Consider the following 14,615-nt stretch of genomic DNA (forward strand, 5'->3'; position numbering starts at 1 on the left):
ATTTCCAGGATCGCGTCGGACCCTGAATTGGAGCGGGTGAAGGGAATCGAACCCTCGTATGAAGCTTGGGAAGCTGCCGTTCTACCATTGAACTACACCCGCATCTGGCAAGTCGCCGACTGCATGCCTGCGAGCGACGACAGGCGGGAGTATAGATGCATGTCCTTCGACCCAGGAGCCCTAACCGAGCATGAAACTCAAGCCCACCCAACTCGCCCTTCACATGTTCTTCGCCGCAGCAGCAAGCTCGGCCGCAGCCGGAACGATCGCATGCGTACCAGCTCACAACAGCGCGGGGCCGGCCCCCTGGATCCGCAGGATCTCGATCGACGAGCACTCTCGTACCGTCAACATGGACATCGTGCGCCAAAGGACGAAAGACACGGACACCATGGGCAAGATGCGGGCCGAGTTGCTGAGCATGGACGAGACCCAGGGCGGCGAGCCGGTCTACGTCTTCAATGCCATTCCCGCGGCAGGCGATGAAGTCACGAACCTCTTCAAGCTGTTCAAGGCGGGGGAGTGGCGTCTGATAAGTGCCGGGGTGACTTTCGTGGGCAAGGTGCCGGTGCTGCGGGCGGTCGATCCGGGCACGGTCTTCAATTGCAAGCGGTCGGATATGGGGTAGTCCGGCAGCGGTCGGCGGCACTCATAAATTTTTTTCGCGCACTGCCTCTTTCGCAGGCATCGCGTTGCAGGCCACGCCAGGCAAGGCTTTCGAGCGATGCGCACACAGTTTTCCACAACGTTGTCCCCGTCAAGAAGGAACAACGTGTCATGGCCGTGTGGTATGGGCAAGTCAAGAGAAAATGGGTAGCCCGAGGGTAGGCGCGTTCCGACAGACTTGAAGGCGGGCGGGGAGGAACATGGCTTGCACCGCACCCTTGCGGTAAGGAGCGTGAAATGACGTTCGACTTCTTGTTTCGCCCGAATCACACCGCGTACCTCCGGCGCGCGGCGGCACTTCTGGAAGAGGCGCAAATGGCGCGCATCGAGCATCAGGCGGCGGCAGAACATCACAGCGCCCTGGCCCGGATGTACGCCGAACGCGTCAGGCGCCTCGAGAACGAGCTCTATCGCCAGCCGCAGGCGGTGGCGCATGGGCTGGTGGCAGAAGGCACAGCGGAAGACCGGCCGCAGCTGTATTCGCTGGACGGAACCCGCAAGCCGGGGCTGACCTCGGCGAACTGAAAGCAGCGGTGGCCGGGCGTGGGCTCGGTCTGTGCGGCGTCGCGCCAAAAAATACCCGCCGAAGCGGGTCCGAGTGACCCTGCTGGGCCGGCTCTAAGCACTGACAGAGAGCTCTTCTTTTATGCGGCCCTGTTGCGTGACAGCATCGGTATGGTCTGTGGTCGCCCCGGACGCCGGTGTCAGCCGGAAACAGGCAGTCGCCGTAGGACACTTATTAAAACGTGAACTATTTGGCAGTTTTGTGCGGTTGGCAGACCGCTGGCGCTCACCTGATCGGGCCCATCAATCTGAAGTGTCGGTCCTGTCCGACAAGGCGCCGGGGCATGAGGCCCTAGATTTTGCGGACTCGCTTCGAAGTGCGAGTTCTCTGTGCGTGACAGCACTCAAGAGGTTCAACCCAGCCCTGTGCTGGGTTTTTTTTGTGCGGCGCCGGCGGCAACCCGCGTGCCTATCGATCCATCCATCCCTCAGCGCAGGAACACGTGCTGCATGAACTGCCTGATCGGGTACTGGATCACCGCTTGCACCTTCGCCGGCAGTTCCAGCGGCCGCATCAGCATCTTGAGCGTGTTGCCGGGGCTCAGGTTCGTGCGGATGGTGCTGTTCATGTCCGCGCTCAACCGCTCCACGTAGGCCGTGTCGCTGGCGCGGCCAGGCGAGCGCGCCTTCACCACGTGGCGAATCGCGCAGTCGGCGTCTTCGCTCTTGAGTTCGAGCGTGCGGCGGCCGATGGTGCCCATCACGCGGAAGCGGCTCAGCTTTTCCTGCTCGCGGTAGCGGCGGAAGAAGCGGTAGAAGTGCTTGTAGTGGTTGACCTCGTCGGTCGCGATGCGGGTTGCCAGGTCTTGCAGCACGGGCTCGTTGGTGCTGCGGGCCATGGCGCGGTAGTAGGTGGCGGTGCCGGTCTCGACCACGCAGCGGGCGGTCATTTCGAGGGCGCGAGTCGGCGCCAGCAGCTCTACCTTGCAGTAGGTCGCGTATTCCTCAAGGAAGCCCTGGTAGGCGGTGTCCCATTCGAACTCGGGCCACACATGGCGAACGTAGGCGCGCAGGGCCTTGCCGTGCTGCAGTTCTTCCTGTTCCCAGTGGTTCGACAGCCAGTCGGTGACTTCGTCGTCGCCCCGGAAGAAGTCAACCAGGTTCTGCGTGTAGAGGTCGGAGCCGCTTTCTATGAAGGAGGCGGACGTCACCAGGTAGAAGAGATTCTCGTCCGGGCGTACCTTGTCGAGCGCGATGCGCGAGAAATCCAGGTCTTCGATCTGCCAGTGTTGTTCCGCCTCTTGGCTTGCCATGCGAACTCCTTGATCTTTTTGTCCGTACAAGTACGGATGGCGCAGACCGTATTTGGTTCTCGTTTTTTGCGCCAAGTCACATATTAGCCGCGGAGTCCGGATCGTGCAGTTTTCCCGGTGCGGTCCGGTCCGGGTGCGGGCACCATGGCCAAACCTATAATCGTTTGTTCAAGCAAATCAAGCAGTTAGGCCGGTTCGCCGCAGTGGGTTCGACATGAGGGTCGCCATCGCCGCGCCGCCCTCGACAGAAGACGAATCCAAAGATGAGCCAGCCCACATTCACGGTCGCGGACATCCGCAAGACCTTTCTCGATTTCTTCGCCTCCAAGGGCCACACCGTCGTGGCCTCGAGCTCGCTGGTGCCGGGCAACGACCCGACGCTCATGTTCACCAACTCGGGCATGGTCCAGTTCAAGGACGTGTTCCTCGGTGAAGACAAGCGCAACTATGTGCGTGCAGCCTCGGTCCAGGCCTGCCTGCGCGCCGGCGGCAAGCACAACGACCTCGAGAACGTGGGCTACACCGCGCGCCACCACACTTTCTTCGAGATGCTGGGCAACTGGAGCTTCGGCGACTACTTCAAGCGCGAATCGCTCACGTGGGCCTTCGAACTGCTGACCAAGGTCTACAAGCTGCCGGCCGAGAAGCTCTGGGCCACGGTCTACATCGAGGACGACGAGGCCTACGACATCTGGACCAAGGAGATCGGCCTGCCGCCGGAACGTGTCGTGCGCATCGGCGACAACAAGGGCGGGCGCTACATGTCCGACAACTTCTGGATGATGGCCGACACGGGCCCGTGCGGTCCGTGCTCCGAAATCTTCTACGACCACGGCCCCGAGATCCCCGGCGGCCCGCCCGGCAGCCCGGACGAAGACGGCGACCGCTACATCGAGATCTGGAACAACGTGTTCATGCAGTTCGACATGCAGCCCGACGGCTCGGTCAAGAAACTGCCCGCACCCTGCGTCGACACCGGCATGGGCCTGGAGCGCCTGGCCGCGATCCTGCAGCACGTGCACAGCAACTACGAAATCGACATCTTCGATGCGCTCATCAAGGCCGCTGGCCGCGAGACCGGCACGCAAGACCTGGCCAACAACTCGCTCAAGGTGATCGCCGACCATATCCGCGCCACCTCGTTCCTGGTGGCCGATGGCGTGATCCCGTCGAACGAAGGCCGCGGCTACGTGCAGCGCCGCATCATCCGCCGCGCCATTCGCCATGGCTACAAGCTGGGCCAGAAGAAGCCCTTCTTCCACAAGCTCGTGCCCGACCTCGTGAAGCTGATGGGCGATGCGTACCCCAAGCTCGTGGCCGACGAGAAGCGCATCATCGACACGCTGAAGGCCGAGGAAGAACGCTTCTTCGAAACGCTGGCCAACGGCATGGAAATTCTCGATGCGGCCCTGGCCGGCGACGCCAAGGTGCTGCCGGGCGAGGTGGCCTTCAAGCTGCACGACACCTACGGCTTTCCGCTCGACCTGTCGGCCGACGTGTGCCGCGAGCGCGGCGTGAGCGTCGACGAGGCGGGCTTCAACGCCGCCATGGAAAAGCAGAAGGCTGCGGGCCGTGCCGCCGGCAAGTTCAAGATGGACCGCAACGTCGAATACGCCGGCGTGGGCAACACCTTCACCGGCTACGACCACCTCGAAGAAAGCGCCAAGGTCGTCGCGCTGTACTTCGAAGGCGCGGCCGTTCAAGAGCTGAAAGAAGGCCAGAGCGGCATCGTCGTGCTCGACACCACGCCTTTCTATTCGGAAAGCGGCGGCCAGGTCGGCGACCAGGGCGTGCTCGTTGCCGAAGGCGTGCAGTTCGGCGTTGAAGACACGCAGAAGATCAAGGCCGACGTGTTCGGCCACCACGGCACACAGACCCAGGGCACGCTCAAGGTCGGCGACACGGTCAAGGCCGCGGTCGACATCGCCCGCCGCGCCGCCACCATGCGCAACCACTCGGTCACCCACCTGATGCACAAGGCCCTGCGCGAAGTGCTGGGCGATCACGTGCAGCAGAAGGGCTCGCTGGTCGATGCCGACAAGACCCGCTTCGACTTCGCGCACAACGCACCCGTCACGCACGCGCAGATCCTCGAGATCGAGAAGCGCGTCAACGCCGAGATCCTCGCCAACTCCGAGACGCACGCCCGCGTGATGGACATGGAGTCGGCCCAGAAGACCGGCGCGATGATGCTGTTCGGCGAGAAGTACGGCGAGACCGTGCGCGTGCTCGACATCGGCACCAGCCGCGAGCTGTGCGGTGGCACCCACGTGGGCCGCACGGGCGACATCGGCCTCTTCAAGATCGTCAGCGAAGGCGGCGTGGCCGCCGGTGTGCGCCGTATCGAAGCCGTCACGGGCGCCAATGCGCTGTCGTACCTGCAGGACCTCGAATCGACCGTGCACAGCGTTGCCGCCACGCTCAAGTCGCCGGCCGCCGAGCTGCAGGGCCGGCTTACGCAGGTGCTGGATCAGGTGAGGGCGCTGGAGCGCGAAGTGGGTGCGCTCAAGGGCAAGCTCGCTTCGTCGAAGGGCGACGAACTCGTGTCGCAGGCCGTGGACGTCAAGGGCATCAAGGTGCTGGCCGCCAAGCTCGACGGCGCCGACGCCAAGACGCTGCGCGACACCATGGACAAGCTGAAGGACAAGCTCAAGACCGCCGCCATCGTGCTGGCCGCCGTTGATGGCGACAAGGTGCAGATCGCTGCCGGCGTCACCGCCGACAGCGTGGGCAAGGTCAAGGCCGGCGAGTTGGTCAACTTCGTGGCCCAGCAGGTCGGCGGCAAGGGCGGCGGCAAGGCCGACATGGCCATGGCCGGCGGCACCAATGCGGCGGGTCTTCCGGCCGCGCTCCAATCGGTGCAGGCCTGGGTCGCGGAACGCGCCTGACAGACAAACTCACACCCGGAACAAGCACGCCACCCATGCCAGACGCAATCCCCGGTGAAGTGCTTGTGATGGGGGCGGGCACCATCGGGTGCTTCATAGGCGGCAGCCTTGCGGCGGCCGGAGTGCCGGTCACTTTTGTTGGCCGTCCGCGCGTGCTCGAAAAGCTCGCGAAACATGGCCTCACGCTCACCGACATGGACGGCGCAACGCGCAAGCTGCCCGCTGAAAAGCTGCGCTTGTGCGAGCAGGTTCCCGTGGGTGCGCGGCCTTCGCTGGTGCTCCTGTGCGTCAAGAGCGGCGCCACGGCCGCGGCGGCGGGCGAGCTGGCTTTCGCGTTGCCCGCGGGCACCACGGTGGTCTCGCTGCAGAACGGCATTTCCAACTGCGCGGCCGCATCGCAGACCGGCCCCTCGCTCAATGTGCGCGCCGGCATGGTGCCCTACAACGTGGCCGAGATCGGCCACGGTGCCTTCCATCGCGGCACCCCCGGCCGGCTGGCCGCGGAAGACGACGCTGCGCTGCGCCCGTGGCTGCCCCTGTTCGAGCGTGCCGGCGTGCCGCTCGACCTGCATGCCGACCTGCTGCCCGTGCAGTGGGGCAAGCTGATGCTCAACCTCAACAACCCCGTCAATGCGCTCTCGGGCCTGCCCCTGCGCGAAGAGCTGATGCTGCGCGGTTACCGCCGCTGCTTCGCATCGCTGATCGAGGAAGCGCTGGGCATTCTCAACGTTGCGGGCATTGCGCCGGCGCAGGTCGCTGCCGTTCCGGCGCATCGGCTGGTCAGCCTGCTGCGCCTGCCCGACTGGCTGTTCCGCATCATCGCGGGACGCATGCTGCGCATCGATGCCAAGGCGCGCTCGAGCATGGCCGACGACCTTGCGCTGGGCCGTCGCACCGAGATCGATTCGCTCAGCGGGGAGGTCGTGCGCCTCGCACAGGAGCACGGCCTGAGCGCACCTCGCAACGCGCGCATGGTCGCGCTGCTCGATGCCTGGCCGCAACAGCCCAAGCGCTGGACGGCACGGCAATTGCAGGATGCGCTGGGCCTGTAGCGCTTAGCCTGTACCCTCGGCTGCGTTGCAGCAGCTTTCAAAGGGTTGTTCTCATGCAGGTCTTGATTCTCGGCAGCGGTGTCATCGGCACCTCGGTGGCTTATTACCTGGCACGCGCCGGGCACGAGGTGACGGTGCTGGAGCGCCAGCCGGCGCCCGCGCTCGAAACCAGCTTCGGCAACGCGGGTGAAGTCTCGCCCGGCTACTCGGCGCCGTGGGCCGGGCCCGGCGTGCCGGTCAAGGCCATCAAGTGGATGCTCATGCAGCATAGTCCGCTGGTCATCAAGCCCATGCTCGATCCGGCCATGTGGCGCTGGGGCCTGTCGATGCTGCGCAACTGCACGCAGGCGCGCTACGAGATCAACAAGGGCCGCATGGTGCGGCTCGCCGAATACAGCCGCGATTGCCTGAAGGCCCTGCGTGCCGACACCGGCATCGCCTACGACGAGCGCATGCAGGGCACGCTGCAGCTCTTTCGTACCCAGCAGCAACTCGACGGCACCTCTAAGGACGTCGAAGTGCTCAAGGTTTCCGGCGTGCCGTACCAGGTGCTCGACCGCGAAGGCTGCGTGCAGTACGAGCCCGCACTCGCGGCGGTGAAAGACAAGTTCGTCGGCGGCCTGCGTCTGCCCGGCGACGAGACCGGCGACTGCTTCAAGTTCACGCAGGCGCTGGCCAAGCTGGCGGAGGCCGAAGGCGTGAAGTTCAGGTTCGGCATCAACATCCAGGCCATCGAACACGATGCAGCCAAGGGCGTGACGGCAGTGCGCACCGATGCCGGCAACTTCACCGCCGACCGCTACGTGGTCGCGCTCGGCAGCTACTCGCCCGCGCTGGTCAAGCCGCTGGGCATTCGGCTGCCGGTGTACCCGGTCAAGGGCTTCTCGATCACCGTGCCCATCACCGATGCCGGCGGCGCGCCCGAATCGACGGTGATGGACGAGACCTTCAAGGTGGCGGTAACGCGCCTCGGCGACCGCATCCGCGTGGGCGGCACCGCCCAGCTCTCGGGTTTCGACCTGCAACTCAACGAGCGTCGGCGCGACACGCTCGAACACGTCGTGACCGACCTGTTCCCCAAGGGCGGCAACGTGCGCGAAGCCTCCTTCTGGACCGGCCTGCGCCCCATGACGCCCGACGGCACGCCGGTGATCGGCGCCACCCGCATTCCCAACCTGATGCTCAGCACCGGCCACGGCACCCTCGGCTGGACCATGGCGGCAGGCACCGGCCGCGTGATGGCCGACCTGATCGCGGGCAAGGCGCCCGAGATCGACATGGAAGGCCTCACCGTGGCGCGCTACGGCGGCTGAAGAGCCCGACGCTCCCACCCCCCGCAGGGCGGCCCGAAAAGGCCGCCCTGTTTTCGTTGAGACACAAAAATCAGGGTTTCTACTTAGTCACGAAGTTGTCTTCCTCGGTATTCTCACGGCGTTCCATTAATAAATCGTTGTTTCTTTAGTGAAACAAAGCCACGATCACACGGACCCGATGAAACAGACACGCCGCCATGCCATCGCCGCTGCCATTTCCCTGGCCGCCGCTTGCGCCACCGGACTCGCCTGGGCAGACAGCTACCCGAGCAAGCCGATCACGTTGGTCGTTGCCTATCCGGCCGGTGGCGACACCGACGCGCTGGCGCGGCTCTTCGCCGAAAAGCTCTCGACGCGCGTCGGCCAGCCCGTGGTGATCGACAACCGCCCCGGCGCCAGCGGCATCATCGGCAGCGCCTACGTGTCGAAGGCTGCGCCCGACGGCTACACGCTGCTGCTCGCGCCCAGCACCTTCTCCATCGCGCAACTGGTGCTGAAGACGAATGGCTCGTCGGGCTACGACGTGTTGAACGGCTTCACACCCATCGTGCAGACGGGCAGCCAGCCGCTGTTCCTCGTGGCCAGCGGCGGTAGCGGTTTCGCTGCGCTGAAAGACGCCGTGGCCGCAGCAAAGGGCGGCAAGTCGTTGAGCTATGCGAGCCCGGGCAGCGGCTCGCCGATGCACATCCTCGGCGAGATGTTCGCCCGCGCTTCGGGCACGAGCCTCGCGCACGTGCCGTACAAGGGCGTGGCGCCCGCCGTCAACGACGTGCTCGGCGGCCATGTGCCCGTCACCTTCATCACGCTCGGTCCGGTGTCGCCGTACTTCGCCAACGGCAAGCTGCGCCCGCTGGCCGTGGCCTCGGCCCAGCGTTCGCCGCTCGCGCCCAACGTGCCGACCCTTGCCGAGCAGGGCTACAAGGACGTCGAAGTGACGGCCTGGAACGGCCTCTGGGGTCCGCGCAACCTGCCGCCCGAGATCGTGAAGACGCTCAACGGCCACTTCAATGAGATCTTGAAGATGCCCGAGATCGTCACGCGCATGGCGGTGCTCGGCACCACGCCCGTGGGTGGCGACGCTGACGTGCTCGGCAAGACCAACGCCGCCGACTACACGCGCTTCGGCAAGGTCATCAAGGAGCTCGGCATCCAGGCCGACTGAACCGACCCAAGCCCGCATCCCCATGACCGAACTCAAAGCCATCCCCGATCCATCGAGCCTGCAGGCACTGCTGGCCGAACTGCCAGCCAACCTGCTGGCTGGCCGTCGCATCCTCGTGACCGGCGGCGCGCGCGGCCTGGGCCTTGCCTTCGCGCAGTGCATCGCCGCGGCGGGTGCGAGCGTGGTGCTGGCCGACATCCTGGGCGAGCTGGCCGAGTCCGAGGCGAAGGCGCTGCGCGACGCGGGCCACGCCGCACACGCGCTGCCCGTCGACCTGGCGAACCCCGGCTCCATCGCAGCTTGCGCCGATGAAGCCATCCGCCTGCTCGGTGGCCTCGATGGCCTCGTCAACAACGCCGCCATCACCAACTCCGGCGGCCGCGATGCGCACCAGCTCGAAGTCGACATGTGGGACCGCGTGATGAACGTCAACGTGCGCGGCAGCTGGCTCATGGGCCGCGCCTGCCGCAGTGCGCTGGCCGCAAGCGGCCGCGGCGCCATCGTCAACCTCGCGTCCGACACGGCGCTATGGGGCGCGCCCAACCTGCTGGCCTATGCGTCGAGCAAGGGCGCCGTCATTTCCATGACGCGCTCGCTGGCGCGCGAGTGGGGCGGTGACAACATCACCGTCAACGCCGTGGCGCCCGGCCTCACGCTGGTCGAGGCCACTGAATACGTGCCGATGGCGCGCCACCAGAAGTACCTCGAAGGCCGCGCCATCCCGCGCGAGCAGCAAGCGGCCGACGTGTGCGGCGCGACCCTGTTCCTGCTTTCCGGCCTCGCACGCTTCGTGACGGGCCAGCTGCTGGCCGTCAACGGCGGCTTTGCGATGCACTGATTTTTCCGACCAAGGAGTACACCCGATGAGCGATCTGTCCGAACAGCAGAAGATCAACGAAGCCGGCACCAACAGCCTGGCGCAGCCCGAAGGCAGCAGCCTCGCGGAGTGGATGAACACCCGCATCGCGCGCTACGAAACCCGCAAGTACGACTGGGACGCGCTGAAGTTCCAGTCCGACTTCGACCCCAAGTTCCGCCGCGCGCAGATGCGCTACGTGGGCACGGGCGGCACCGGTGTTGCGAAAGACGTCAACACCGTGCCCGCCGAGCACTTCACGTTTTCGACCATGGTCATCCCGGCCGGCCACGAAGGCCCGCCGCACCTGCACACCGACGTGGAGGAAGTGTTCTTCCTGATCCGCGGCAAGCTCAAGGTGGTGATCGAGAAAGACGGCGAGCGCTTCGAAACCATCATGACCGACCGCGACTTGATTTCGGTGCCGCCCGGCGTGTACCGAGAAGAGATCAACATCGGCGACGAAGACGCGCTGATGTGCGTGATGCTCGGCGCGAAGAAGCCCGTGACGCCGACGTACCCGGCCGATCACCCGCTCGCCAAGATCAAGCGCTGAGCGAGCAAGCCATGAACGACGCCATCGCCAGCGACGCGCTGACGCTGCCGGCCTCCGAGCTGGCGCGGCTCGACGCACGCTTTCCGGCCCGCAATGTCGCGGTCGGCAGCGGTGCAGTGGTGTCGGTGCGCGAATGCGGCCAGGGCCCTGTCGTCGTGTGCCTGCACGGCATCGGCTCGGGTGCGGCGTCGTGGATCGACACCGCCGCGCTGCTCGCGTCCCAGGCCCGCGTGATTGCGTGGGACGCACCGGGTTATGGCGAATCGACGCCGCTCGAAGCCGCCGCGCCGACAGCCGCCGACTACGCGGCACGTCTCAGCGCCTTGCTCGATGCACTCGGCATCGAGTCGTGCGTGCTGGTTGGCCATTCGCTCGGTGCGATCACCGCTGCCTCGGCTGCGCGCACAGATTCGCGCATCCGCCGCCTCGTGCTCGTCAGCCCGGCCATCGGCTACGGCGCCCCGTCTCGCGCGGAGACTCGTGCCAAAGTGCGCACCGAACGCCTTGCCACGCTCGACGAACTCGGCATCACCGGCATGGCCGCAAAGCGCGCGGGCCGGCTCGTCTCCGACAAGGCCAGCAACCACGCCCGCCAATGGGTGCGCTGGAACATGGCCCGGCTGAACGACCGCGGCTATCGCCAGGCCGTCGAGCTGCTGTGCAACGCCGACCTGCTGGCCGACCTGCCGCCGCCCATGCCCGTACGTGTGGCCTGCGGCGCGCTCGACGTGGTCACGCCGCCGGCGGCCTGCGAAGAAGTCGCGCGCCAGTGCGGCGTGCCGCTCGAATTGGTGGACGATGCAGGCCACGCCGGCTATGTGGAGCAACCGCAGGCCGTCGCCGCACTGCTGCGCGAATCGCTCGCCGGCTGACCGCAACACAAACACAAGACATCCAAGGAAGGAAAAAGAGGCATGGCCAACAACGACAACGAGGCAATGGAAGAGGGCGCCGACCGCTACAACGTGCCCGCGCTGGAGCGTGGCCTGCGCGTGCTGTGCGAGTTCAGCCGCGAAAGCCGCACGCTCTCCGCCCCCGAACTGGCCCGCCGCTTCGACCTGCCGCGCTCCACCGTTTTCCGCCTGCTCACCACGCTGGAGAACATGGGTTTCCTCGAGCGCGCCGAGGGCGGGCGCGACTACCGCCTGGGCCTGGCCGTGCTGCGCCTGGGTTTCGAATACCTCGCCTCGCTGGAGCTCACGCAACTGGGCACACCGCTGCTCAACCGCCTGTGCGACGAACTGCGCACGCCCTGCAACCTGGTGGTACGCGATGGCCGTTCCATCGTCTACGTGGCCAAGGTCGCGCCGCCCACGCCCTTTGCCAGCTCGGTCACCGTGGGCACGCGCTTGCCGGCCCATGCCACCGTGCTCGGCCGCATCCTGCTCGAAGACCTCACGCTGCCGCAGCTGCGCGCGCTCTACCCTGAAGACAAGCTCGAAACCTTCTCGCCGAGCACGCCCAAGACCGTGAACGAACTCTTCGACATGGTGCAGGCCGACCGCCAGCGCGGCTATGTGTTGGGCGAAGGCTTCTTCGAGTCGAACATCTCCAGCATCGCCGCGCCGGTGCGCGACCACAGCGGCCACATCGTGGCAGCGCTGGGCGCCACCATCACCTCGGACCACATCGAGGAAAGCCGCATGGACGAGATGGTGCTGCGCGTGCGCGGCACGGCCGACGAGATCTCGGGGCTGCTCAACTACTCCCCAGCGCGCGCCGCCAAGGTGGTGCCGCTTCGCAGCGCATGACGGTCATGGCACAGCAGGCTTCCTCTTTCTTTGCAGCCAAGGCGCTGGCCGGCCGCGTGGCCGTGGTCACGGGCGGTTCGTCGGGCATTGGCCTCGCGACCGTCGAGCTGCTGCTCGGCTGCGGTGCGTCGGTCGCACTGTGCGGCCGCAATGCCGAGCGGCTCGATGACGCCGTGACCGGCCTGCACGCGCAGTACCCGAACGCCAAGCTTTTTGCCCAGCCGTGCGACGTGCTCGACGGTGCCTCGGTCCGCTCCTTCGCCGCCGCCAGCGAAGCCGCGCTAGGCCCGGCCTCGATGCTCGTCAACAACGCAGGGCAGGGCCGCGTCTCCACCTTCGCCGATACCGACGATGCGGCCTGGACCGAAGAGCTCAACCTGAAGTTCTTCTCCGTCATCAACCCCACGCGCGCCTTCCTGCCGCAGCTGGCGGCACAGCGCGCGGTGCTGGGCGACGCCTCCATCGTCTGCGCGAATTCGCTGCTGGCGCGCCAGCCCGAGCCGCACATGGTTGCCACCTCGGCCGCGCGCGCCGGCCTGCTGAACCTCGTGCGCTCCATGGCCACCGAATTCGCTCCGCAGGGCGTGCGCGTCAACGGCATCCTGATCGGCCTGGTCGAGTCGGGCCAATGGCGCCGCCGCTTCGAGGCGCGCGAAGACAAGTCGCAAGACTGGGCCGCATGGAGCGGCCAGCTCGCGAAGAACAAACACATCCCGCTGGGTCGCCTGGGGCTTCCGACCGAAGCCGCGCGCGCGATTCTTTTTCTTGCTTCCCCGCTCGCGTCGTACACGACGGGCAGCCATATCGACATTTCCGGAGGCCTCTCGCGCCATGCATAACCCCACGAACAACAACACGGTCACCGTCGGCGCAGTCGTCGCCGCCTTTCTCGAACAGTGCGGCGTCAAGGCGGCCTTCGGCGTGATCTCGATCCACAACATGCCGATCCTCGACGCCTTCGCGCAGCGCGGCGCGATCCGCTTCGTGCCGGCGCGCGGCGAGGCTGGTGCCGGCAACATGGCCGATGCGTACGCTCGTTCGACCGCCAGCCTCGGCGTGTGCCTTACCAGCACCGGCCCGGCCGCGGGCAACATCGCGGGCAGCATGGTCGAGGCGTTGACCGCCGGCGCGCCGCTGCTGCACATCACGGGGCAGATCGAGACGCCGTACCTCGACAAGGGCATGTCTTACATCCACGAGGCGCCCGACCAGCTCACCATGCTCAAGGCCGTGTCGAAGGCTGCGCTGCGCGTGCGCAGCGTCGAGACGGTGCTCGGCACGCTCAAGCGCGCGGTGCAGCTCGCCATGACGGCACCGACCGGCCCGGTGAGCGTGGAGATTCCGATCGACATCCAGTCCGCGCTGACGACCATGCCGGCCGACCTGTCGCCGCTGCCCATCGAACGGCCCGCGCCTTCCGCTGCTTCGCTCGATGCGCTGGCTGCACGCCTTGCTGCTGCCAAGCGCCCGATGCTGTGGGTCGGCGGTGGCGCACGCCACGCCCGCGCGGCCATCCAGCGCCTGCAGAAGCTCGGTTTCGGCGTGGTCACCACCACGCAGGGTCGCGGCACGGTGCCCGAAGACGATGCCGGCTCGCTCGGCTCGTACAACATCCACAAGCCGGTCGAGGCGCTGTACCAGCGCTGCGACGCGATGCTGGTCGTCGGCTCGCGCCTGCGCGGCAACGAAACGCTCAAGTACGAACTGAAGCTGCCGCGCCCGCTGTTGCGCATCGATGCCGATGCGGCCGCTGAAGGCCGAGGCTACGCAACCGACCTCTTCGTTTGCGGCGACTCAGCGCTGGCCCTCGAAGGCCTGGCCGACCGCCTCGAAGCCGCGAAGTACAAGGCCGACCCCGAACTGCTCGCCGACCTGCGCGCCGCGCACGAGCAGGCCGTGGCCTCGCTCACCGACGGTCTCGGCCCATATGCCGCGCTTGTGAAGGCGCTGCAATCGGCAGCCGGCCGCAACTTCAACTGGGTGCGCGACGTGACCGTGTCGAACAGCACCTGGGGCAATCGGGAGCTGCGCATCTTCGAACCCAGCGCAGGTGTGCACGCCACGGGCGGCGGCATCGGGCAAGGCATGCCCATGGCCATCGGCGCGGCCATCGGCGCGGCCGAAACGGCCTCGGGCCGCAAGACCTTCTGCCTGGCCGGTGACGGCGGCTTCATCCTGAACCTGGGCGAGCTTGCGACCGCGGTGCAGGAGCAGGCCGACATGGTCATCGTGCTCATGAACGACAAGGGCTACGGCGTCATCAAGAACATCCAGGACGCGCAGTACGGCGGCCGCCGCTGCTATGCGGACTTGCACACGCCCGACTACGCGCTGCTGTGCAAGTCGCTGTCGCTGCCGCACGCTCGCGTGCAACGCATGGACGAGCTGAAGGCGAAGCTGGGCGAGGCGCTGGCGAAGAAGGGCCCGTTCTTGCTGGAAATCGACATGCTCTCCATCGGCGATTTCAAGAGCGCCTTTGCCGGTCCGCCGACCAACACCGTCACGCAGATTCCGGCGCTCGGCAAGGCTGCTGCCGCTTCGGTGGAGTGAAGGA

The 14,615-nt window shown here is 66.4% G+C and carries 13 protein-coding genes and 1 tRNA gene; 12 read left to right on the forward strand and 2 right to left on the reverse strand.

The window, feature by feature from the left end; all coding sequences use genetic code 11:
- Nucleotides 1-28 precede the first annotated feature (28 nt).
- Nucleotides 29-102: transfer RNA gene (locus NWF24_RS11515), tRNA-Gly, on the reverse strand.
- Between the two features lie 88 nt (nt 103-190).
- Here NWF24_RS11515 and NWF24_RS11520 point away from each other — a divergent pair.
- Nucleotides 191-628: a hypothetical protein gene (locus tag NWF24_RS11520; RefSeq protein WP_258354290.1), complete on the forward strand. Its 438-nt coding sequence runs from the start codon at nt 191-193 to the stop codon at nt 626-628.
- Nucleotides 629-903: 275 nt separating this feature from the next.
- A complete protein-coding gene (locus NWF24_RS11525; RefSeq protein WP_093055798.1) occupies nt 904-1,191 on the forward strand; it encodes a hypothetical protein in 288 nt (95 codons plus the stop codon).
- A 467-nt stretch (nt 1,192-1,658) separates the two neighbouring features.
- Here the strand turns inward: NWF24_RS11525 and NWF24_RS11530 are convergent, their stop codons facing one another.
- Complete coding sequence (locus NWF24_RS11530) at nt 1,659-2,483, reverse strand: ferritin-like domain-containing protein (protein WP_093073549.1); 825 nt, start codon at nt 2,481-2,483, stop codon at nt 1,659-1,661.
- A gap of 263 nt (nt 2,484-2,746) precedes the next feature.
- Here NWF24_RS11530 and alaS point away from each other — a divergent pair, with 263 nt between their 5' ends.
- The 10 genes from alaS to NWF24_RS11580 all read left to right on the forward strand — a co-directional run bounded on the left by alaS (nt 2,747) and on the right by NWF24_RS11580 (nt 14,611).
- On the forward strand, nt 2,747-5,371 hold the full coding sequence (gene alaS, locus NWF24_RS11535; RefSeq protein WP_258354291.1) for an alanine--tRNA ligase: 2,625 nt from the start codon (nt 2,747-2,749) through the stop codon (nt 5,369-5,371).
- A gap of 35 nt (nt 5,372-5,406) precedes the next feature.
- Nucleotides 5,407-6,423 carry a 2-dehydropantoate 2-reductase gene (locus NWF24_RS11540; RefSeq protein WP_258354292.1) on the forward strand — a complete coding sequence of 339 codons (1,017 nt, stop codon included), beginning with the start codon at nt 5,407-5,409 and terminating at the stop codon, nt 6,421-6,423.
- A 53-nt stretch (nt 6,424-6,476) separates the two neighbouring features.
- Nucleotides 6,477-7,736, forward strand: coding sequence for a D-amino acid dehydrogenase (locus tag NWF24_RS11545; protein WP_258354293.1), 1,260 nt, complete (start codon nt 6,477-6,479; stop codon nt 7,734-7,736).
- A gap of 178 nt (nt 7,737-7,914) precedes the next feature.
- Entirely contained in the window at nt 7,915-8,898 is a 984-nt protein-coding gene (locus NWF24_RS11550; protein ID WP_258354294.1) for a Bug family tripartite tricarboxylate transporter substrate binding protein, read from the forward strand.
- Nucleotides 8,899-8,920: 22 nt separating this feature from the next.
- Nucleotides 8,921-9,736 carry an SDR family oxidoreductase gene (locus NWF24_RS11555; protein ID WP_258354295.1) on the forward strand — a complete coding sequence of 272 codons (816 nt, stop codon included), beginning with the start codon at nt 8,921-8,923 and terminating at the stop codon, nt 9,734-9,736.
- 25 nt (nt 9,737-9,761) lie between these two features.
- The gene (locus NWF24_RS11560) at nt 9,762-10,310 is read left to right on the forward strand and encodes a cupin domain-containing protein (RefSeq protein ID WP_093073561.1); all 549 of its coding nucleotides are present in this window, start codon (nt 9,762-9,764) and stop codon (nt 10,308-10,310) included.
- Nucleotides 10,311-10,321: 11 nt separating this feature from the next.
- Nucleotides 10,322-11,182 (forward strand): alpha/beta fold hydrolase, encoded by an 861-nt coding sequence (locus NWF24_RS11565; protein WP_258354296.1) that lies wholly within the window; start codon nt 10,322-10,324, stop codon nt 11,180-11,182.
- 42 nt (nt 11,183-11,224) lie between these two features.
- The gene (locus tag NWF24_RS11570) at nt 11,225-12,061 is read left to right on the forward strand and encodes an IclR family transcriptional regulator (protein WP_258354297.1); all 837 of its coding nucleotides are present in this window, start codon (nt 11,225-11,227) and stop codon (nt 12,059-12,061) included.
- 5 nt (nt 12,062-12,066) lie between these two features.
- Nucleotides 12,067-12,900 (forward strand): SDR family oxidoreductase, encoded by an 834-nt coding sequence (locus tag NWF24_RS11575; protein ID WP_258355275.1) that lies wholly within the window; start codon nt 12,067-12,069, stop codon nt 12,898-12,900.
- Nucleotides 12,893-14,611 carry a thiamine pyrophosphate-binding protein gene (locus NWF24_RS11580; protein ID WP_258354298.1) on the forward strand — a complete coding sequence of 573 codons (1,719 nt, stop codon included), beginning with the start codon at nt 12,893-12,895 and terminating at the stop codon, nt 14,609-14,611. Before NWF24_RS11575 ends, NWF24_RS11580 begins: the two co-directional genes overlap by 8 nt.
- The last annotated feature ends 4 nt before the right edge of the window (nt 14,612-14,615 follow it).

Source organism: Variovorax paradoxus (assembly GCF_024734665.1).
In the GTDB taxonomy this organism is placed as follows: Bacteria; Pseudomonadota; Gammaproteobacteria; order Burkholderiales; family Burkholderiaceae_C; genus Variovorax.